This window comes from Saccharomonospora cyanea NA-134 (assembly GCF_000244975.1).
Lineage (GTDB): Bacteria > Actinomycetota > Actinomycetes > Mycobacteriales > Pseudonocardiaceae > Saccharomonospora > Saccharomonospora cyanea.
Genome location: NZ_CM001440.1, coordinates 1,127,426 through 1,147,588, shown reverse-complemented (window position 1 = coordinate 1,147,588; position 20,163 = coordinate 1,127,426). Strand labels below are relative to the sequence as shown.

The window sequence follows — 20,163 nt, the reverse complement described above, 5'->3', positions numbered from 1 at the left end:
CTACCAGCGGGGAAGTGGGGGTTGCGTCCACGACGGGTCGGCCTTGCGCATCGCGGCGACGTCGTCGCGATCGTGCATGTCCTCCCGGCGGACCCAACGTTCGTGCAGGGCGGCGAGGGCGTCGGTGTCCAGTTCGATCCCGAGGCCGGGCTCGTCACCGACCTCCAGCGCTCCGTCGACGAAGGTGTGCGGACGCGTGACGACGTCCTCGGTCTGCCATGGACGGTGGCTGTCGCAGGCGAAGTCGAGGTTGTCGACGACGCTGGCGACGTGGGTCATGGCGGCGAGGCTCACGCCGAGGTGGGTGTTGGAGTGCATCGACAGCGCGACGCCGTGGGTACGGCACACCGCGGCGAGCTCCCGGGTCGCGGTGAGCCCGCCCCAGTAGTGGTGGTCGGACAGCACGACCTGAACGGCGTCCTTGGCGAACGCCTCTGGGATCTCGCCGAACGTGGTGACGCACATGTTCGTGGCGAGCAGGGCACCCGTGCGCCTGCGCACCTCGGCCATGCCGTCGATGCCCGTGGTGGGGTCCTCCATGTACTCGAGCACGTCGGCGAGCTCCTCGGCGACGCGCACGCTGGTCTCGACCGACCAGCCGCCGTTGGGGTCGAGTCGCAGCGGCATACCCGGGAACGCCTTGGCCAGCGCCTTGATCGCCTCGATCTCGGCGTCGGGTTCGAAGACGCCGCCCTTGAGCTTGAACGAGCGGAAGCCGTAGGTGTCGGCGAACCGCTGCGCCTGCCGCACGACGCCGTCGGGGTCGAGGGCCGCGCCCCAGTCGTCGCGCGGCGCGTCGGCCTCCGGGTGTTCGGCCCAGCGGTAGAAGAGGTAGGCGCTGTAGTCGACGCGATCGCGGATCTTGCCGCCGAGCAGCGCGTGCACGGGCAGGCCGAGTTCCTTGCCGAGCGCGTCGAGGCTCGCCACCTCGAACGCCGACACCACACTGCGCACGGTCTTCTCGGGCGTGCGGCGACCGCGCAGCCCCGCGGGGTCGAACTCCTCGCCGTCATCGGTGAGCTGCGCGGCCGAGTAGGCCAGTTCGGACAGCCCGTTCAGGGCGGTGACCGGCTTTCCCACCACGGCCTCGGCGAGCGCGCGGGCCACGCGCAGGTACTCGGTGTCGCCGTAGGTCTCGCCGACTCCGGTCGCGCCGGTGTCGGTCTCGAGCTCCACGATCGTGCGGGGCGTGTACGGCTGGTGCACACCGAGGACGTTCAGCAGCGGCGGGTCGGAGATCAGGATCGGCGTGACGCGCGCTTTGACGATCTTCGGGACGGGTCGGGACATCGGTGCTCCTCTACGCGGCGTTGGCCAGGGACAGACCGGTGGTGAGCAGGGCTTCGAGCCGGTCGAGATGCTCCTGCGGCGGGTCGGACAGCGGGGCGCGGACCGAGCCGACCTTGTGTCCGCGCAGGCGCGCCGCCGCCTTCACGAGCGAGACGGCGTAGCCCTTGCCCTGGTCGCGCAGTTCCACGAGCGGCAGGTAGAAGCCGGAGAGCAGCCTCTCGACCTCGGCGTGGTCGTCGGCGTGCAGCGCCCGGAAGAACGCCTGGGAGATCTCCGGAGCGAACGCGTGCACGGCGGAGGAGTAGGCGGGCACCCCGATGGCCCGGTAGGCGCGGGCCTGGAGTTCCGCCGTGGCGGCTCCGTTGAAGAACAGCCAGTCGTCGGGCGCGGCGAGTTTCATGCGCTGCACCTGGTCGAGGTCGCTGTGCCCGTCCTTGACGCCGATGACGCTGGGGATCTCGGCCAGTTCCGCGACCGCCGCCGTGCTGATTTTCACCTGCGCGCGCTGGTAGACGATCAGCGGCAGCGCGGTGGAGGTGGCGACCTTGCGCACGTGCTCGACGAGGCCCGGCTGCGGGCCGTCCACGAGGTACGGCGGCAGGAGCAGTGCGGCGTCGGCACCGGCGCGCTCGGCAGCGGCGGCGAACCGGGCTGCCTGGGCCCAGCCGTACCCCACGCCGGCCACGACCGGCAGGCGGCCTTTGGCCTCCTCCACGGCGGCGGCCACGAGGGTCTCGTACTCGTCCTCGGCGAGCGAGAAGAACTCTCCGGTGCCGCAGCAGGGGAACAACGCACCGGGGCCCGCGGCGACCTGTGCGCGGATGTGGTCGCGGAAGGCGTCGAGGTCGACGGCTCCTTCGTCGTCGAACGGCGTGAGCGGGAACGACAGCACCGCCGTCTCCATACCGCGACGGAGGCGATCGACAACCTCACCTGTACACGTGGCAGTCAAGTTGTCTCCATATGTAGACGAAAGTCAGGTGGGCAGAAGTCTTACTCCTGACTTGATAAGCTGTCAACCGTGGCGAGTGAGCGAGAAAGCGGCGTGCGAGGAGTGAAGTCGGCGGCTCGGACCGTCGAACTTCTGGAACTGCTGGCGTCGAGGCAGAACCGGCCCGCGAGACTCCGGGAACTGAGCGAGGCGCTCGGCGCGCCCCGTAGCAGCGTCTACGCGCTCATCCGCACCCTCGTGGAGCACGGCTGGGTTCGCGTCGACGAGAGCGGGACGCAGTACAGCATCGGTATCAGGGCACTGCTCGCCGGAACGACGTACCTCGACACCGACCCGTATCTGCGCATCGTCCAACCGCTCATCACCGAACTGAGCGCCGAACTGGACGAGACCATCCACTACGGCAGGCTCGACCGTGGCGACATCGTCTACCTCGCCACCAAGGAGTCCAGCAAGTACATCCGGCCGTTCAGCCGGGTGGGCCGCAGACTGCCCGCGTTCAGCACCTCCATGGGCAAGGCTCTGCTGGCCGAACGACTCGACGAGGGCATCGACGAGCACGTGCCCTCGGAACTCACCGCGATCACACCCCGCACGATCACCGACCACGCCACCCTGCTGTCGGATCTCGACCTCACCCGCAGGCGCGGGTACGCGATCGACAACGAGGAGAACTACCTCGGCGTCACCTGCTTCGGACTCGCCCTGCGCTACACGCGCCCGGCGGTCGACGCGATCAGTTGCTCCATCCCACTGACCGGACTCACCGACGAGCGCCGCCGCGAGATCCTCGAAGCCATGGAACGCACACGGCTGGAGATCGAGAGGATGGCCCCGGTCGACCTCACCGGCGCTGTCTCCCCGGCCGGTTTCGGCGGGTGACGGCCGGCTCCGCCGCGCTGCTGCTCCTCGCGGGAGTGGCTGCGGGTCTCACGGGGTCGATCGCGGGTCTGGCCTCACTGTTCAGCTACCCGGCCCTGCTCGCGGCCGGACTGCCGCCCATCGCGGCCAACGTCACGAACACGGTGGCACTGTTCTCCACCACCGTCGGCGCCGCCGCCGCGTCGCGGCGGGAGCTGCGCAGCCAGCGCGCCCGCCTGGTACGCCTCGCCCTGCTCGCCGTCGTCGGCGGTTCGGTCGGTGCGGTGCTGCTGCTCAGCACGCCGCCCGAGGCGTTCGAGGCGGTGGTGCCGTGGCTCGTCGCGCTCGGCGCGGGGCTCCTGCTCGCTCGCGACCGGCTTCGCGCGATGGCCGACCAGCGTGCGGCGGGGCCGACGTCGGCGATCCTGCCCGCGATCCCGGCGATGATCGCCGTCGTACTCGTGGGCGTGTACGGGGGGTACTTCGGGGCCGGCGCGGGTGTGCTCATGCTCGCCGTGCTGTCGGTGACGGCCACGGAACCGCTTCCGGTGACCAACGCCGTGAAGAACGTGGTGACCGGAGCGGCCAACGTCACCGCGGGGGTGGCCTACGCGTTCCTGGCACCGGTGGACTGGGTGGCGGCGGTGGCGCTGGGCGCCGGCGCGCTCGTCGGCGCCTGGATCGGGCCCGCGATCGTGCGCAGAGTTCCCGAACGTCCGTTGCGCATCGCGATCGCGGTGGCCGGGTTCGGGCTCGCCGGGCATCTGTGGCTGTCAGGCTGACTCGAAGGGTCGTCATATCTCTCGGCTAGTTGTACGATCTCTGACCATGACGTCTGACCGCATCTCCCGCATCCGGTTGTCCTCCGTGGCGCTGCCGCTGTCCACTCCCGTCAGCGACGCCAAGGTGTTCACCGGCAGGCAGAAACCCATGACCGAGGTGTCGATGCTGTTCGCCGAGATCGCCACCGAAGGTGGACACGAGGGCCTCGGTTTCAGCTACTCCAAGCGCGCGGGTGGTCCCGGCCAGTACGCCCACGCCGCCCAGGTCGCTCCCGAACTGCTCGGCGAGGATCCCAACGACATCGCCCGGCTCTGGGACAAGCTCGTGTGGGCGGGCGCCTCCGTGGGCCGCAGTGGACTGTCCACCCAGGCCATCGCCGCCCTCGACATCGCACTGTGGGACCTCAAGGCCAAGCGCGCCGGGTTGTCGCTCGCCAAACTACTGGGCGCCCACCGCGACTCCGTGCGGTGCTACAACACCTCGGGTGGCTTCCTGCACACGCCGCTGGAGCGGGTACTCGACAACGCCGCCGCGGCCGTCGAGCGCGGCGTCGGCGGCATCAAGATCAAGGTCGGCCACCCGGACGGCGGTGTGGACGTGAAGCGCGTGGCCTCGGTGCGCGAACGCCTCGGCGACGACGTCCCCCTCATGGTCGACGCCAACCAGCAGTGGGACCGCGCCACCGCCCTGCGCCGCTGCCGCGAACTGGAGCGCTTCGACCTCGTGTGGATCGAGGAACCGCTCGACGCCTACGACCACGCCGGTCACGCCCGGCTCGCCGCCACCTGCGACACACCGATCGCGACCGGGGAGATGCTCACGAGCGTCGCCGAGCACGCGGAGCTCATCCGCGCGGAAGCGGCCGACATCCTGCAACCGGACGCCCCGCGCGTCGGCGGTGTCACCCCGTTCCTGCGGCTGCTCGCCCTCGCCGAACACGCGAAGCTGCCCGTCGCCCCGCACTTCGCCATGGAACTCCACGTCCAACTCGCGGCGACCTACCCGCTGGAGCCGTGGGTGGAGCACTTCGACTGGCTCGAACCGCTGTTCGTCGAACGCCTCGAGATCACCGGCGGGCGGATGATCGTCCCGGACCGGCCCGGGCTGGGCCTCACGCTCACCGAGCGGGCCAGGGCCTGGACCACCGACCAGGTCGTTCTGGATATGTGAGGATTCCCCCGTGGCCAGCCGGACCCAGGAACTCGTCGAGCACCTCACCGCCCGTATCCGTGAGGGTGTCATCCGTCCGGGCGAGAAGCTGCCGACCGAGGCCCGCCTGGTCGCCGACCACGGGGTGAGCAGGACGGTGGTGCGGGAGGCGATCTCGCGACTGGCCGCGGCGGGCCTGGTGGAGACCCGCCACGGCAAGGGCAGTTTCGTGCTCGCCCAGCCCAGCACCAGCAGCTTCCCCACCGTCGAGGGCGGCGAGCGCACCCTCGACGACGTCGTGGACCTCGTCGAGTTCCGCATCGCCGTGGAGACCGAGGCCGCCGCCCTCGCCGCCGTCCGGCGCTCGCTCACGCAACTGTCGGACCTCGAACGGGCACTCGACGAGTTCGCGTCCCGTGCCGACAACCCCGGCGCGGCCGTGCGCGCCGACCACCGGTTCCACGTGCGCGTCGCGCTGGCCACGGGAAACCGCTACTTCTCCGACCTGCTGACGTCCTTCGGGCCGTCGCTGATCGTCATGCACCGCGACCGTCTGCCGTCGGGCGAGGCGGGGTTCGCGCACGTCGTGGCCGAGCACGCCGAGGTGTACGACGCGATCGCCCGCTCGGACCCCGACCACGCCCGCGCCGCCATGCGGCTGCATCTCACCCGCAGCCGCGCCCGGCTGCTTGCCGCGCAACGGCAGGCGTCAGAGCCTGTTCCTGGCCCCTTCTCCGCCGCGAGCGGTGGGCAGCAGGTAGCTGAGGGTGCGCAGAACAAGCGCTCAGGCGGTGAGGACGCCGAGTGAGGTCAGCAGTATCGCCAGCGCGGGCAGGAAGTTGTTCATCTGGTGGGCGACGATACTGCCGAGCAGTCTGCCGGTGACCAGCCTGGCCAGCCCGATCGGGATGGCGATGACGAGCAGCAGCGACGTGCGCAGCGGTTCGAGGTGGCTCACGGCGAACACCGCCGTCGACAACACGAACGCCGCGAACCGGCCCCACCGCTCGGAACCCCAGCCCAGTCGTTCGGCCGCTCCCCACAGCAGTCCCCGGTAGATGATCTCCTCGCAGATCGGGCCGAGCAGCCACAGGTAGACGAACATGGTCACGGCCGCCGACACCGACATCGGCTTGTCCTCCACCAGCGCGCCGATGGCCGAGGTGGCGTTGTCCTCCCCCACCAGCCGGGTCCAGACCAGCACACCCACCACCGTGCACACCAGGCCGAGAGCGCCGAACTTGAGACCGATCTTCACGTCGTCCCAGCGCCAGGCGAGGCACAGGTCGGCCAGCGGGCCGTTGCCCCGGACCTTGGTGATGACCAGCGCGGACAGCGCGGCGAGCACCGTGGGCGTCATCGTGCCGATGAGCACGTCGCGTACCGGCACCGACTCCGGCGTCTCCCCGCGAAGGAAGGCGCCGACGAACGCCGCCGTCGCCAGCAGCACGGCCTCCACGAGCAGAAACGCCCCGAAACCCCAGCGGTGGGTGGGCCGGTGGAACCCCGGTCGTTCGCTCGGCTCGGAATCCGACGGCCCGGACGCATCGGCACCGACCGTCTCGCCCACCGGGTCCTGTGAGTCCGATGACCCCACGCGTTCCCCTCCGCCTTTCGTGATCTTCTCACCGAGCCTACTGGGTCGGGGATCGATCACGGGCCGCCGAACAGCAGCAACGCGGGCGGGAGGTTGTTGGTGGCGTGCGCGATGACGCTCGCACTCACCCTTCCGGTGATCAGCCGCGCCATGCCGATGGCGATGCCCTGTCCCAGCAGGGCCAGCGTGCGCTCCGGCTCCCCGTGTACCTGCGCGAAGATCAGCGCCGTCAGTACGAGGATCACCCAGGGCGGCACCCGGTGGTGCGCCAGGCCGGTCCACAGTGCTCCCCGGAACAGCAACTCCTCGGTCAGGGGCGCGGCCACCACCACGACGAGCGCCGCGAACACGAGCCAGCCGAGGCCGGACGTCATGCTCCTCAGCACTTCCGTGGTGGAGTCGGACAGGTGGTCGTCGCCGTAGACCTGGAGCAACACCAGGTTCAGCACGTACGCCGCGAGCAGCGAGAACCCGCCGCAGGCCAGGCCAACGCGCAGGTCGCGGCCGGTGGGTCGCAGTCCGAAGTCGACCCGCGTTCCCCCGCCCCACCGGCGCGAGGCGAGGACCGGCCCCACGCCCAGCAGGAGGTTCGGCACGAAGGCCAGCAGGATGAGCGGCCCGAGGTCGGAAAGGGCGATCCGCCCGTGGAAGGCGAGCCCGGACAACAGCAGTGAGAGTACGTAGTAGGCGCCAAGGGAGGCGATGAAGGCGACCAGAGCCCAGTGTGCCCCCAACACCAGCCCGTCACGGGCCGACGTCGCCCCCTCGTCCTCCACCGCACCTCCCGGACCGCGGACGCCGATCACTGTGTGGTCAACACTACGGCGGAACGGCCCAGGACGTCAGTCGATCAAAGCTCCCCGCAGGAGGATGTGACGCGGACTGCGCAGCACCGACAGGTCCTCACGCGGGTCCGCGTCGAACACGAGCAGGTCCGCGGGCGCGCCCTCGGTGATCCCGTCGGCGCCGAGCCAGTCCCTCGCCGCCCACGACGCCGAGGCCAGCGCCTGCTCCTTCGCCAGACCGGCCTTGTGGAGTGCCTCGATCTCGTCGACGAGCCTGCCGTGCTCCACCATGCCCCCCGCGTCGGAACCGGCGTAGACCGCCACACCGGCGTCGACAGCGGCGCCCACCATGTCGGTGACGCCCGCGTGGAGCGCCCGCATGTGGGCGGCGTAGGTGGGATAGCGTCCCGCACTGTCGGCGATGGCGGGGAAGTTGTCGATGTTGATGAGCGTCGGCACGAGCGCGACGCCCCTGCGAGCGAGCTCGGTGAGCTGGTCGGGGGACAGTCCCGTGCCGTGTTCGAGGCAGTCGATGCCCGCCTCGATCAGCCCTGGCAGGGCCGCTTCCCCGAAGACGTGCGCCGTCACACGGGCCCCGGCCTCGTGGGCGACACGGACGGCCTCGGCGAGCACGTCGTCGGGCCACAGCGGCGCGAGGTCACCCACCGACCGGTCGATCCAGTCGCCGACGAGCTTGACCCAGCCGTCACCGTCCTCGGCCTGGACCGCCACCGCGGCGGGCAGTTCGTCGGGATGCGCGAGCTCGACGGCGTATCCGGGGAGGTAACGCTTCGGCAGGGCGAGGTGCCGCCCGCTGCGGATGATGCGCGGCAGGTCGGCGCGACGCTGGAGCGGGCGCACGTCGATCGGCAGCCCGCAGTCCCTGATCAGCAGGGTGCCCGCGTCCCGGTCCCGCAGCGCCTGCGCGCATGCCTCGTCGAGCGTGGTCGGCCCGTCCGGTCCGACACCGGGATGGCAGTGCGCGTCCACCAGACCGGGGAGCACGAACGCCCCTTCGAGCGTGCGGGCACCGTCGACCGGCTCGAAGGTGATCCGCCCGTCACTGATCCAGACGTCGCGCTCCTCGCCGTCGGGAAGCACGACCCCGCGAACGTGGTACATGGGCGCGGCCTACTTCTTCTTCGGCAGCTTCAGCTTCGACGGGTCGAACCCGGGCGGGAGCTCGTTCAACCCGCCGCCGAGCTGGGAAAGGTCGGGCATGCCGCCGCCACCGCCCTGCGGGAACCCGCCGGGAAAGCCACCGGGAAGCCCGCCCTTCATCTTGGGCTGCGTGGGCCCCTTGTTCTTGCCCTTCTTGCCCTTCTTGCCCTTGCGCTTCTTGGTCGCGCTCGTGCCCGGACCGAAGCCGAACCGGCCCGCCATCTGCTGCATCATCTTGCGGGCCTCGAAGAAGCGGTTCACCAAGTCGTTGACGTCGCGCACCGTGACGCCCGAACCCCTGGCGATACGCTGCCTGCGCGAGGCGTTGATCATCTTGGGGTTGGCCCGCTCGGCGGGGGTCATACCCCGGATGATCGCCTGGAGCCGATCGAGATGGGCGTCGTCGACCTGCGCGAGTTGGTCCTTCATCTGCCCCGCGCCGGGCAGCATGCCGAGCAGGTTGCCGATGGGACCCATACGCCGCACGGCCTGCATCTGCTCCAGGAAGTCCTCCAGCGTGAGCTCACCGGTGCCCAGCTTGGCCGCGGCCTGCTCCGCCTTCTCCTGGTCGAACGCCTGCTCCGCCTGTTCGATCAGGGTGAGCATGTCGCCCATCCCGAGGATGCGGCTGGCCATCCGGTCGGGGTGGAAGACGTCGAAGTCCTCGAGCTTCTCGCCGTTGGAGGCGAACAGGATCGGCTCGCCGGTGACGTGCCGCACCGACAGCGCGGCACCACCACGCGCGTCACCGTCGAGCTTCGTGAGCACCACGCCGGAGAAGCCCACCCCGTCGCGGAACGCCTCCGCCGTGGTCACCGCGTCCTGACCGATCATGGCGTCGACGACGAACAGCGTCTCGTCGGGCGTCACGGCGTCGCGGATGTCGGCGGCCTGGCGCATGAGTTCCTCGTCGACACCGAGCCGGCCGGCCGTGTCGACGATGACCACGTCGTGCTGGGCCCGGCGGGCCTCCTCGATCGACCGCCGCGCCACGTCCACCGGGTCGCCCACGCCGTTGCCGGGCTCGGGCGCGAACGTGGTGACGCCCGCGCGCTCCCCGACGACCTGGAGCTGGGTCACGGCGTTGGGCCGCTGCAGGTCACACGCCACGAGCAGCGGGGCGTGCCCCTGCTTCTTCAGCCACAGCGCGAGCTTGCCCGCCAGCGTCGTCTTACCGGAGCCCTGAAGACCCGCCAGCATGATCACCGAGGGCGGGTTCTTGGCGAGGTTGAGCCTGCGGGTCTCGCCACCGAGGATCGCGATGAGCTCCTCGTTGACGATCTTGATGACCTGCTGGGCCGGGTTCAGCGCCTGCGAGACCTCCGAGCCCTTGGCCCTCTCCTTGACGTGCTTGATGAACTCCCGGACCACGGGCAGCGCGACGTCCGCCTCCAGCAACGCGATGCGGATCTCCCGCGCGCTCGCGTCGATGTCGGCGTCGGAGAGCTTGCCCTTGCCGCGCAGGTTCTGCAGGACCGACGTGAGCCGGTCGGAGAGTGTGTCGAACACGAGGTGCACGCTCCAGCAGGTCGTGGTTGTCCGGTGCGGGCCACGAGTACCAGGGCCCGACCGCGACTTCCAAGGGTAGACGACCCCGGCACCCCGACGGTCGGCCCGCCCGGCCGGGCGCTCCCCCCTCTGCGCCCCCCTTCCGGCCGGACGAGCCTCGCCCGGTGGGGCGTTCGCCGGGTCCGGCTTTCGTCGCGACGTTCGCCAGACCCCCAGAACTGGCGACCGCCCGGGTCGGCCTTCAGCACCCCACCGAGGTGTCTACAGCTTGCCCGTCCCGTCGCGGCGTGGGCAGCGTGAAGACACCGAGTAATCGGTGAGTAGTCCTACGCAATCCGACTCGGGGGACATTCCTCACCGTTTCCGGCGGCCGTCCGGCAACGGGAGGAGCACGGAAGGCGAACCGGCGGCTACCGGCGGAGGTCGGTGTGGGCCCGATCCGCCGCGTTCAGCACGGCGTCGGTCACTCTCGCACGCCATGCGGTGTCCGGCGTTCCCCGGCGGGGTGACACCGCGAACGAGGCGACGACTCCCGAACCGTGTTCGGTGACCCTCGCCCACCGCACCCGTACGTCGTTCGCCCTGAACGCGCACGCGACCAGGTACAGCAGTCCGATCCCGGTCACCGCGCGCAGTTCGAGTACGACCTCGCGGCCCGAGACCTCCTCGTCGAACCACAGGACCACGGGGTCGGCCCGCTCCGGGGCCTGGTTCCGCGTGGCGTAGGCACGCTCCTTCTCGGCGAGCCGATCACCGAGGTGAAGGCTGCCCGCCACCGCGCGAGCGAACTGGTCGCGCAGCAGTCCCTGGTCGGGAGGGCTGCCGAACACGGGCGAGACGGTGAACACGCCCACGGTGCCACCGAGATGCTCGCGCAACACCGCCGACAACACGCGTAACGAGTTCGCCGCCAGCACTCCCGTGGCGGGCACGAGCAGCGACCGGCCCGGCGGTACGGCGAACTCGACGGTGAGCAACTCCTCGCCGCCGTCACCCGAGCCACCGTCACCCGAGCCGGTGCCCACCCGGGTGCGGCCCCCGGCCGTGCGGATCGCCTCGGCCACGAGTTCGCGCTGCGCCCCGGTGAGCTCCTTCGGCGGCGGTGTGGGCTCCTCGCCGAGCATCAGGACCCGGCAGCGGGCCACCAGCTCGCCCACCAGCCGGGCCCGCCACGACGTCCACGCCCCCGGGCCCGTCGCCCGCGCGTCGGCCTCGGTCAGCGCGTGCAGCACGTCCAGCAGCACCACGTCACCACCGAGTGTCGCGACGACACGCTCGACGGTCGCGCGCTCCGCGATGTCGCGTCGCAGGGCCGTGTGGGGCAGCAGCAGGTGGTGGCGCACCGCCGCCGCCAGCACCGTCCTGTCCCGCCCTGTCAACCCGATCCGCTCGGCGATCCGTTCGGCGAGGCGCGCTCCCAGCTCGGAGTGGTCGGTGTCGCGCCCCTTGCCGATGTCGTGCAACAGCGCGGCCAGCAGGAGCAGGTCGGGCCGGGACACCGAGGTGCTGAGCCGGGCCGCCTCCACACACGTGCGGAGGAGATGAGCGTCGACCGTCCACGAGTGCACGGGCTCCCTCGGAACCAGGTCGCGGACCGCACCCCATTCCGGGAGGAGCCTGCCCCACAGGCCCGAGCGGTCGAGCGCCTCGACCGCCGCGACGAGCCCCTCTCCCGCGCCGAGCAGGCGCAGCAGCGTGTCGCGGGCGCTCGCGGGCCACGGCGGGCGCGGTTCGGGCGCCGCCGCGGCCAACGTCGCGAGGGTGCCCTGGGCGACAGGAGCACCCGTGACGGCCGAAGCCGCCGCCACCCGCAGCACCAGGAACGGGTCACGAGCCGGTCTCACACCACGGGCGAGGGCGACCTCGGAGCCGTGCAGCACCACACCGTCGTCGAGGGGTGTCCGCAACGGCCTGCGCCCGGTGCTCGGCGGTCGCGCGGCGGCTCGGAACGCGACGTCGACCGCGTACGCGACGGCCCGCGTCCCGCCCGACAACGCGCGGGCGAGTGAGAACCGGTCGTCGAAGCCCAGTCGCTCGGCGACGGTCTGCGCCTCGGGCGGATCGAGCACGTCCCGGGCGCGGCGCAGGAGCCTGCGCAGTTCGGTACGCACGTCCAGGAGGAGTTCGCGGGCCGAGGTCACCTCCTGGCCGGGACGGCCGACGAGCTGTGCCGCCGCGAGGGCGTCCAGCAACGCCAGGTCGCGCAGCCCACCCCGACCGTGTTTGACGTCCGGTCGCGCGGACTGCGCGATCTCACCGCTGCGTTCCCACCGGGTGCGCGCCGACGTGAGCAGCTCGGGCGCCGTGCGCCGAGCGAGCCGGCGCCACTGCTCCCACGCAGCCTCCCGCAGCCGCGAGACGAGCGCCTCGTCCCCCGCGACAGGACGGAGATCGAGCAGCCCGATCGCGGTGCGCACATCTCCGGCCGCGACCTCCAGCGCCTGGTCCGGAGTTCGAACCACGTGATCGACTCGGACGCCGGAGTCCCACAGCGGGTACCACACCGCCTCCGCGATCCGGCCCGCCTCCGGATGCCCGTCGTGAAGCAACACCAGATCGAGGTCGGAGAACGGCACCAGCTCGCGGCGGCCGAGGCCACCGACGGCGGCCAGCGCGACACCGGTCGCCCCGGTGCCCACGCCTGCCGCCGCGGCGGCGCGGCGGAGCCAGAAGTCGTACAGCTCGACCAGCATCGACCGCACCGCCGCCGCGTTCGTCCCACGCACGTCGATCAGGCGGTTCGCCACCTCCACGAGGCCGGGTTCGGCCATGGCCGCGGCTACAACGCGTCCGCGCCGCGTTCACCGGTGCGGACGCGGACCACCGTCTCGACCGGAGTCACCCACACCTTGCCGTCACCGATCCGCCCGGTGTGGGCGGCGGCCACGACGGCGTCCACCACCTTGTCGGCCGTGGCGTCGTCGGTGACCACCTCGATGCGGGTCTTGGCCACGAAGTCGACGGCGTACTCGGCGCCCCGGTAGACCTCCGTGTGCCCTTTCTGCCGTCCGTAGCCCTGGACCTCGCTGACGGTCATGCCCAGCACTCCGAGCTGTTCGAGCGCCGTGCGCACGCCGTCCAGCGTGTACGGCTTCACGATCGCGGTGATCAGTTTCATGACGTGCTCTCCTCAAGCCTCCTGGCGACCACCGTCGACGCACCCGTTCCGACCGACGCGGCCCTCCCACCGCGCGCACCGGCGAAGTCGTACGCGGACTCGGCGTGCTCCGCCTCGTCGATCCCCGAGATCTCCGCGTCGTGGCTGACGCGACCACCCGTCAACACCTTCACGAGCAGTCCCAGCACCGCCGCGACCAGAGCGGAGTAGGCCATCACCGCCACGACGCTGAGCACCTGCACACCCAGCAGGCCCGCACCGCCGCCGTAGAACAACCCGTCGGAGCCGTCCTCGCCGACCACGGAGGACGTCGCCACGAACCCGAGCAGAACCGTGCCGACCAGGCCACCGACGAGGTGCACGCCCACGACGTCGAGCGAGTCGTCGAACCCCAGCCGGTACTTGAGGCCGACGGCCAGCGCGCACAGCGCCCCCGCGACCGCGCCGACCACCAGCGCCCCCCACGTGTCCACGTAGGCGCACGCGGGCGTGATCGCGACCAGACCCGCCACCACGCCGGACGCCGCCCCGAGGCTCGTGGCCCTGCCGTCCCGCAGGCGTTCGGCGAGCAGCCACGCCAGCATGGCGGCGCACGTGGCGGTCACCGTGTTCACGAAGGCGATCCCGGCGACCCCGTCCGCCGCGTACGCCGACCCGGCGTTGAACCCGAACCAGCCGAACCACAGCAGCCCCGCGCCGAGCATCACGAACGGAAGGTTGTGCGGTTTCATCGGCTCCGACGGCCAGCCGACCCGCTTCCCCAGCACCAGCACCAGTCCGAGCGCGGCGGCTCCGGCGTTGACGTGCACGGCGGTGCCGCCTGCGAAGTCCAGCGCGCCGAGCTCGTCGATCCACCCGCCGTCGCCCCACACCCAGTGGGCCACGGGGAAGTACACCAACGTGACCCACAACCCCGCGAACAGCAGCCACGAGCCGAACCGCATCCGGTCGGCCACCGCTCCCGCGATCAGCGCGGTGGTGATGATGGCGAACATCGCCTGGAACGCGACGTCCACCGTGCCCGCCGTCGGGTCCCCCTCCGGCGTCATCAACCCGGAGAGCCCGAGGTGGTCGAACGGGTTGCCGACCAGTCCCGCGACGTCGGTGCCGTACGCGGTGGAGTAGCCGTAGACCACCCACAGCACCCCGACGAGCCCCATGGCCCCGAAACACATCATCAGCATGTTGAGCACGCTCTTGGCGCGCACCATGCCCCCGTAGAAGAACGCCAGCCCCGGTGTCATCAGCAACACCAGCGCGGCACTGGTGAGCAACCAGGCCGTACTGGCCTCCACGTGCCCTTCCACACTGCCTCCTCGCCGTCGTGAACCCGCGGTCCGGTCCGAGCATCGGAGGGACGTGTTGCGGCGGATCGCTCGCGATGTTGCGGGGAGGTGAACCCGGCCACAGCGGTCGTAACGGCTGCGTTTCACGCCGAATTCGGGCGTGGTCGAATAGGCCCATGCGCCAGCACCCCTCCCCCGCGACCCCGGCTCCGCCCGCCACCGTCGTGGCGGCGTTGCGGTGTTCGGTGTGTGGGGAGGCGGTGGCGCTGGACGGACGGGCGCTGCGCTGCGAGCACGGGCACACGTTCGACCTGGCTCGGCAGGGCTACGTCAACCTCCTGCACGCCAAGGTCCCGAAGGGAACCGCCGACACGGCCGACATGGTGGCGGCGCGGGTCGCGTTCCTGCGCGCCGGTTTCTACGAGCCCCTCGCCAGGACACTCGCGGCGCGAGCGACGGGACGGCTGGTGGTCGACGCGGGTGCGGGCACGGGCTACTACCTCGCCCATGTCCTGGACGCGCTGCCGGAGGCCACCGGGCTCGCCCTCGACGTGTCCGCGCCGGCGCTGAAACGGGCAGCCCGCGCCCACCCGAGGCTGGGAGCGGCGGTGTGGAACCTGTGGCGACCGTGGCCGGTGGGCACCGCCGTGGCCGAGACGGTGCTGAACGTCTTCGCACCCCGCAACACGGACGAGTTCCGCCGCGTGCTCGTCCCGGGAGGCAGGCTGCTCGTGGCCGGGCCGGGACCCGGCCACCTCGACGAACTCGCCGAGTCGCTGGGGTTGCTCGACGTCGGCGCCGACAAGTCCGAGCGCCTCGACAACGCGCTCGCGGAGGGTTTCACGCTCGTCGAGCGCACCGACGTCACCGACCGCGTCACGTTCTCGCCCGACGACGTACGTAACGCCGTGCTCATGGGTCCCAACGCCCACCACCTGCACCGGGACGGTCTCGGCGACCGGCTGGCCGCCGTCACCGAACCGGCGCGCGTGACACTGTCGTTCACGGTGTCGGTCTATCGAAGGTTGGGGTGAGAGGCGTGGAACTGCCCGCGACAGCGCTCGCGGACCCCGCGTGGGTGGCCGACGACCTCGACCGAGCGCGGCGGCTCCACGGCCCGGCCGCCCCCGCCGTGCTGGGCACCATCCGGTGGTACTCGGCGTCGTCGGTGCTCGTCGCACCCGCCGTCGAGCCCTGGGTGCACACGGGAGTGGCACGGGACCCGGCGCTCGCCGCAGTGACGTTCGACGTCACCCCCGACGGCAGGTTCCTCGACGCCCACTCGGCCCGCACTCTCGGCCATGAGCCCGCCGACCTCGGCGCGGCGCTCGTGCGGGCCGTCGACGCAGCCGTCACCGCGTTCGCGCAGGCCAGTGGCGCGTCACCGCGCGCGTTGTGGGCCGTGGGGGTGGACTCGCTCGCCAACCGCCTGCTGTGGGCGGCGGCCACCACCGGCGACTCCGACGCGGCACCTCGGCTGGCCGGCGAACTCGCCGATCACATGGAACGGGCCGCCCGCGACCTACCGGGATGCGTGTGGAACGGCTCACCGCGCCCCCGGTTCACGACGGTGGGTGATCGGCTGGTGTTGCGGCGCTCGTCGTGCTGCCTGATCTACGAGGCTCCGGCGACGCGGGACGCGAAATGCGTGAGCTGCCCCCGCCAAACCCCGTCCGAGCGGGAACAACGACTGCGTCTGCTCCTCGGCCCCTGAGCCGCCCGGCGTGTCGTTGGGTCACCTCAGACGGGTCTTTGTGCCCTGCTCCGAGCCGCGGTTCGTGACGCAGAGTCGATGACGAGGCTCGGCCGACGCGAACCGCGTCGAGTCGGGGCAGGCTACGGAACAAGGGATACAGCCGGTGACACAGCCACGGTCCGGGAAGACGATGACCGCTCCGGTCGAGATGCGGGAGCTCAGCGAGGTCGAATGCCTCGACCTGTTGAGAACCGAACCCGTCGGGCGGCTCGTCTTCACAGAGAAGGCGCTACCCGCCATCCGCCCGGTGAACTACGTCCTCGACGGCCGTGACGTGATCATCAGGACTTCGGCGGACTCGTGGGCGAGCCGGGTCGCGGGCAACGTCGTGGCGTTCGAGGTCGACCACATCGACAACACCAGCCACACCGGATGGAGCGTCGTACTGCTCGGCACCGCCACGGTCATCACCGACATCGACACGCTGGTGCGGGTCACCGACTTCCGTGACCGGCCATGGGCGCCGGGCCACCGCGACCAGTACCTGCGCATCCAGCCTGGTCAGCTCACGGGGCGACGACTCTCGTTCACCCCGGCCTGAGGAGCCCGCTCAGTCGACTGCGACGAAAGACCTCACCGAGACGCCCGCATCGGCGAGCGCCTTGCGAACCCTGCGCGCGAGGTCCACGGCACCGGGTGTGTCCCCGTGGACGCACAGGGACCGGGGGCGCAGCGTCAGCACGCTGCCGTCCACGGCGCGCACGGCACCCTCGACGGCCATGCGCACGCTGCGTTCGACGACCTCGCCGGGATCGCGGACCACGGCATGCGGCTCGCGGCGCGACACCAACGTGCCCTCCGGGGTGTAGGCGCGGTCGGCGAACGACTCCAGCACCACGGCCAGACCCGCCTCCTCGGCCTGTTTCACCAGCTCCGAGCCGGGCAGCCCCAGCACGGGAAGGGTGGGGTCGTAGCGCCGGATCGCCTCCACCACGGCGGCGGCCTGCTCCGCGTGGGAGACCACGGCGTTGTAGAGCGCGCCGTGCGGCTTGACGTAGCACACGGCCGAGCCGGCGACCCGGGCGAACCCGTCGAGCGCGCCGATCTGGTAGATGACGTCGTTGGCCAGGTCGTGTGGGTCCATGTCGATGAAGCGGCGACCGAACCCGGCCAGGTCGCGGTAACCGACCTGCGCGCCGATCGCCACACCACGTTCGGCGGCGCGCTCGGTGACCCGGCGTAGCACACTCGGATCGCCCGCGTGGAAACCGCACGCCACGTTGGCGCTGGTCACCACGTCCAGCAGCGCTTCGTCGTCCCCGAGCGGCCAGGCGCCGAAGCCCTCGCCCAGGTCGCTGTTGAGGTCGATCACCACGTCCACACCGACAGGGTAGCCGTGCCCCGGCCCGCCCGAACGGGCGCGGCCGGGGCACGGCGGAGGGTCACTTGATCCGCTCGTACGCGGGCAGCGTGAGGAAGTCGGCGAACTGCTCGGCGAGCGCCACCTGCTCGAACAGCTCCACCGACGGGGCGAGCAGGTCGGCGGGGACCACGTCGGCGAGTTCGCCACGGACCTCGTCGATCACCGAGCGCACGAGGTCGGCGGTGACCTTCTCGCCGGTGTCGAGCTCCACCCCGTTGCGCACCCACTGCCACACCTGCGAGCGCGAGATCTCGGCGGTGGCGGCGTCCTCCATGAGGTTGTGGATCGCCGCCGCGCCGTTGCCTCCCAGCCAGGACGCGATGTAGCGCACGCCGACGTCCACGGCCCCGCGCAGGCCTTCCCTGGTGGCGCGGCCCTCGGTGGCGGCGACGTCGAGCAGCTGGTCGGCCGTCACGGAGACGTCCTCGCGGAGGCGGTCGAGCTGGTTCGGCCTCTCGCCGAGCACCTTGTCGAACTCCTCCTTGCACAGCTCGACCATGCCCGGGTGCGCCACCCAGGAGCCGTCGAAGCCGTCACCGGCCTCCCGGGCCTTGTCGTCGCGCACCTTGGCGAACGCCTTCTCGTTCACCTCGGGGTCCTTGCTCGGGATGAACGCGGCCATGCCGCCGATCGCGAACGCGCCGCGCTTGTGGCAGGTGCGCACCAGCAGTTCGGTGTAGGCGCGCATGAACGGCGCGGTCATGGTCACGCTGTTGCGGTCGGGCAGGATGAACTTCTCGCCCGCGTCGCGGAAGTACTTGATGACGCTGAACAGGTAGTCCCAGCGGCCCGCGTTGAGGCCCGAGGCGTGCTCGCGCAGCTCGTAGAGGATCTCCTCCATCTCGAAGGCGGCCGGGATGGTCTCGATCAGCACCGTGGCGCGGACGGTGCCGTGCTCGACGCCGAGGGTCTTCTCGGCGTGGGTGAACACGTCGTTCCACAGCCGCGCCTCGAGGTGGCTCTCCATCTTCGGCAGGTAGAAGTACGGCCCCGCGCCCCGGTTCAGCAGTTCCTTGGCGTTGTGGAAGAAGTACAGGCCGAAGTCCACGAGCGCCCCGACGGCCTTACGCCCGCCGAACTCCAGGTTGTGCTCGTCGAGGTGCCAGCCGCGGGGACGGACGACGATCGTGGCGTGCTCGACGTCGTCGCGGAGCTTGTAGTGTTTCTTTCCCGTGTCGAGCTCGATGGTCTTCCGGACGGCGTCGTACAGGTTGACCTGGCCCGACACGACGTTGGCCCAGTGCGGGGTGTTGGCGTCCTCGAGGTCGGCCAGCCACACCTTCGCGCCCGAGTTCAGCGCGTTGATGGCCATCTTGCGGTCGGTGGGCCCGGTGATCTCCACCCGACGGTCGCACAGTGCGGGCGGAGCCTCCGCGACCTTCCACTCCGACTCGCGGATCTCCTTCGTCTCAGGCAGGAAGTCGAGCCTGCCCGTCCGCTTGGCCTCCTCGCGACGCCGCACCCTGGCCGCGAGCAACTCGTCCCGCGTGGCAGCGAAGGAGGAATGGAGCCCGGCGAGGAACTCCAGCGCCTCGTCCGTCAGGATTTCGTCGCCACGCTCGACAGCGGCACCGAGCACGCGCACATCAGACATCGAACACCCCAAACATGAGGACACACGAACTGCAGAACAGTCATCACGATCAACACGGTCAAGATTTTCTGTATATCGGACTATAGTTTCTACATTGCGGAACATCAACGGGAGAGGAGTCACCCGGTGGCGACTGCCAGATCGGGTAACGGAGGCGTGCAGTCGCTCCAGCGCGCGTTCGAACTGCTGGAACGGCTCGCGGACACCGGCGGGGAGGCGAGTCTGTCGGAACTGGCGGCCTCGTCGGGGCTGCCCATGCCCACGATCCACCGGCTGATCCGCACCCTCGTCACGCTCGGCTACGTGCGGCAGAACACCAACCGCCGCTACGCCCTCGGCGCGCGGCTCATCCGGCTCGGCGAGAACGCGAGCCTGCAGTTCGGCACGTGGGCGAGGCCGCTGCTGGCCGAACTCGTCGACGAGGTGGGCGAGACCGCCAACCTGGCCGTGCTCGAACGCGACGAGGTCGTCTACGTCGCACAGGTCGCCTCCCAGCGGCACTCCATGCGGATGTTCACCGAGGTCGGGCGCAGGCTCCTCCCCCACGGCACCGGCGTCGGCAAGGCCATGCTGGCGAGCTTCGACCCCGACGACGTGCGGGCTCTGCTGGAACGCACCGGAATGCCGTCCTACACCGACCACACGCACACCGACGTCGACACCTTCCTCGACCACCTCGCCGACATCGCCGAGCTCGGCTACTCGCTCGACGAGAGCGAACAGGAACTGGGCGTGCGCTGCATCGCGGTGGCCGTGCCCGGCGCCCCCTCACCCACCGCCGTGTCGGTGTCGGGTCCCGAGGGGAGGCTGACCGACGAGGCGGTGCGGCGCATCGCCCCCGCCGTGCAGCGCACCGCCAAGCGCCTGTCGGAGCAGCTGGCCACACGCCAACCCGTCGAGTGAGGCGGCAATTCGGGTCGGTGGCTCAACAAACCGGGGTGTCGTGACGTTGCAGGCTT

The 20,163-nt window shown here is 70.9% G+C and carries 19 protein-coding genes; 8 read left to right on the top strand and 11 right to left on the bottom strand.

The annotated features are described in order from the left end of the window. Positions 1 to 1,290 carry a glucarate dehydratase family protein gene (locus SACCYDRAFT_RS05545; RefSeq protein ID WP_005454398.1) on the bottom strand — a complete coding sequence of 430 codons (1,290 nt, stop codon included), beginning with the start codon at positions 1,288 to 1,290 and terminating at the stop codon, positions 1 to 3. Between the two features lie 10 nt (positions 1,291 to 1,300). Further along, positions 1,301 to 2,242 (bottom strand): 5-dehydro-4-deoxyglucarate dehydratase, encoded by a 942-nt coding sequence (locus SACCYDRAFT_RS05540; RefSeq protein WP_005454397.1) that lies wholly within the window; start codon positions 2,240 to 2,242, stop codon positions 1,301 to 1,303. A 69-nt stretch (positions 2,243 to 2,311) separates the two neighbouring features. On the opposite strand from SACCYDRAFT_RS05540, the gene SACCYDRAFT_RS05535 reads away from it, so the two are divergent. From SACCYDRAFT_RS05535 to SACCYDRAFT_RS05520, 4 genes are read left to right on the top strand one after another with little or no spacing between them, the layout of a single operon-like run. Continuing rightward, positions 2,312 to 3,124, top strand: coding sequence for an IclR family transcriptional regulator (locus SACCYDRAFT_RS05535; protein ID WP_043536189.1), 813 nt, complete (start codon positions 2,312 to 2,314; stop codon positions 3,122 to 3,124). Then, positions 3,121 to 3,885 carry a sulfite exporter TauE/SafE family protein gene (locus SACCYDRAFT_RS05530; protein WP_005454394.1) on the top strand — a complete coding sequence of 255 codons (765 nt, stop codon included), beginning with the start codon at positions 3,121 to 3,123 and terminating at the stop codon, positions 3,883 to 3,885. The genes SACCYDRAFT_RS05535 and SACCYDRAFT_RS05530 overlap by 4 nt, the downstream gene beginning before the upstream one ends. Positions 3,886 to 3,931: 46 nt before the next feature. Beyond that, a complete protein-coding gene (locus tag SACCYDRAFT_RS05525; protein ID WP_005454392.1) occupies positions 3,932 to 5,056 on the top strand; it encodes an L-talarate/galactarate dehydratase in 1,125 nt (374 codons plus the stop codon). A 10-nt stretch (positions 5,057 to 5,066) separates the two neighbouring features. Continuing rightward, positions 5,067 to 5,843 (top strand): FadR/GntR family transcriptional regulator, encoded by a 777-nt coding sequence (locus tag SACCYDRAFT_RS05520; RefSeq protein ID WP_005454391.1) that lies wholly within the window; start codon positions 5,067 to 5,069, stop codon positions 5,841 to 5,843. Here the strand turns inward: SACCYDRAFT_RS05520 and SACCYDRAFT_RS05515 are convergent. The 7 genes from SACCYDRAFT_RS05515 to SACCYDRAFT_RS05485 all read right to left on the bottom strand — a co-directional run bounded on the left by SACCYDRAFT_RS05515 (position 5,820) and on the right by SACCYDRAFT_RS05485 (position 14,500). After that, positions 5,820 to 6,632: a CPBP family intramembrane glutamic endopeptidase gene (locus SACCYDRAFT_RS05515; protein ID WP_005454390.1), complete on the bottom strand. Its 813-nt coding sequence runs from the start codon at positions 6,630 to 6,632 to the stop codon at positions 5,820 to 5,822. The genes SACCYDRAFT_RS05520 and SACCYDRAFT_RS05515 overlap by 24 nt on opposite strands. A gap of 56 nt (positions 6,633 to 6,688) precedes the next feature. Beyond that, positions 6,689 to 7,408: a CPBP family intramembrane glutamic endopeptidase gene (locus SACCYDRAFT_RS05510; protein WP_005454389.1), complete on the bottom strand. Its 720-nt coding sequence runs from the start codon at positions 7,406 to 7,408 to the stop codon at positions 6,689 to 6,691. 66 nt (positions 7,409 to 7,474) lie between these two features. Continuing rightward, complete coding sequence (locus SACCYDRAFT_RS05505) at positions 7,475 to 8,539, bottom strand: amidohydrolase family protein (protein ID WP_005454388.1); 1,065 nt, start codon at positions 8,537 to 8,539, stop codon at positions 7,475 to 7,477. Positions 8,540 to 8,548: 9 nt separating this feature from the next. Further along, a complete protein-coding gene (gene ffh, locus SACCYDRAFT_RS05500; RefSeq protein ID WP_005454387.1) occupies positions 8,549 to 10,087 on the bottom strand; it encodes a signal recognition particle protein in 1,539 nt (512 codons plus the stop codon). 410 nt (positions 10,088 to 10,497) lie between these two features. Further along, positions 10,498 to 12,858 (bottom strand): [protein-PII] uridylyltransferase, encoded by a 2,361-nt coding sequence (locus SACCYDRAFT_RS05495; RefSeq protein WP_005454386.1) that lies wholly within the window; start codon positions 12,856 to 12,858, stop codon positions 10,498 to 10,500. Between the two features lie 8 nt (positions 12,859 to 12,866). Continuing rightward, the gene (locus tag SACCYDRAFT_RS05490; RefSeq protein ID WP_005454385.1) at positions 12,867 to 13,205 is read right to left on the bottom strand and encodes a P-II family nitrogen regulator; all 339 of its coding nucleotides are present in this window, start codon (positions 13,203 to 13,205) and stop codon (positions 12,867 to 12,869) included. Continuing rightward, positions 13,202 to 14,500, bottom strand: a complete 1,299-nt coding sequence (locus tag SACCYDRAFT_RS05485) for an ammonium transporter (RefSeq protein WP_043536185.1) — start codon at positions 14,498 to 14,500, stop codon at positions 13,202 to 13,204. The genes SACCYDRAFT_RS05490 and SACCYDRAFT_RS05485 overlap by 4 nt, the downstream gene beginning before the upstream one ends. 167 nt (positions 14,501 to 14,667) lie before the next feature. On the opposite strand from SACCYDRAFT_RS05485, the gene SACCYDRAFT_RS05480 reads away from it, so the two are divergent. The 3 genes from SACCYDRAFT_RS05480 (at position 14,668) to SACCYDRAFT_RS05470 (ending at position 16,788) form a co-directional block, all read left to right on the top strand. Continuing rightward, a complete protein-coding gene (locus SACCYDRAFT_RS05480; protein WP_005454383.1) occupies positions 14,668 to 15,525 on the top strand; it encodes a putative RNA methyltransferase in 858 nt (285 codons plus the stop codon). A 5-nt stretch (positions 15,526 to 15,530) separates the two neighbouring features. Continuing rightward, positions 15,531 to 16,205 (top strand): (2Fe-2S)-binding protein, encoded by a 675-nt coding sequence (locus SACCYDRAFT_RS05475; RefSeq protein WP_043536183.1) that lies wholly within the window; start codon positions 15,531 to 15,533, stop codon positions 16,203 to 16,205. Between the two features lie 172 nt (positions 16,206 to 16,377). Next, positions 16,378 to 16,788: a pyridoxamine 5'-phosphate oxidase family protein gene (locus SACCYDRAFT_RS05470; RefSeq protein ID WP_005454380.1), complete on the top strand. Its 411-nt coding sequence runs from the start codon at positions 16,378 to 16,380 to the stop codon at positions 16,786 to 16,788. 9 nt (positions 16,789 to 16,797) lie between these two features. Here SACCYDRAFT_RS05470 and SACCYDRAFT_RS05465 read toward each other — a convergent pair whose 3' ends face one another. Both SACCYDRAFT_RS05465 and aceB read right to left on the bottom strand, forming a co-directional pair. Further along, positions 16,798 to 17,568 (bottom strand): LamB/YcsF family protein, encoded by a 771-nt coding sequence (locus SACCYDRAFT_RS05465; RefSeq protein WP_005454379.1) that lies wholly within the window; start codon positions 17,566 to 17,568, stop codon positions 16,798 to 16,800. Positions 17,569 to 17,629: 61 nt separating this feature from the next. Beyond that, complete coding sequence (aceB, locus tag SACCYDRAFT_RS05460; RefSeq protein WP_005454377.1) at positions 17,630 to 19,204, bottom strand: malate synthase A; 1,575 nt, start codon at positions 19,202 to 19,204, stop codon at positions 17,630 to 17,632. Between the two features lie 126 nt (positions 19,205 to 19,330). On the opposite strand from aceB, the gene SACCYDRAFT_RS05455 reads away from it, so the two are divergent. Then, complete coding sequence (locus tag SACCYDRAFT_RS05455) at positions 19,331 to 20,107, top strand: IclR family transcriptional regulator (protein WP_005454375.1); 777 nt, start codon at positions 19,331 to 19,333, stop codon at positions 20,105 to 20,107. Positions 20,108 to 20,163 lie beyond the last annotated feature (56 nt).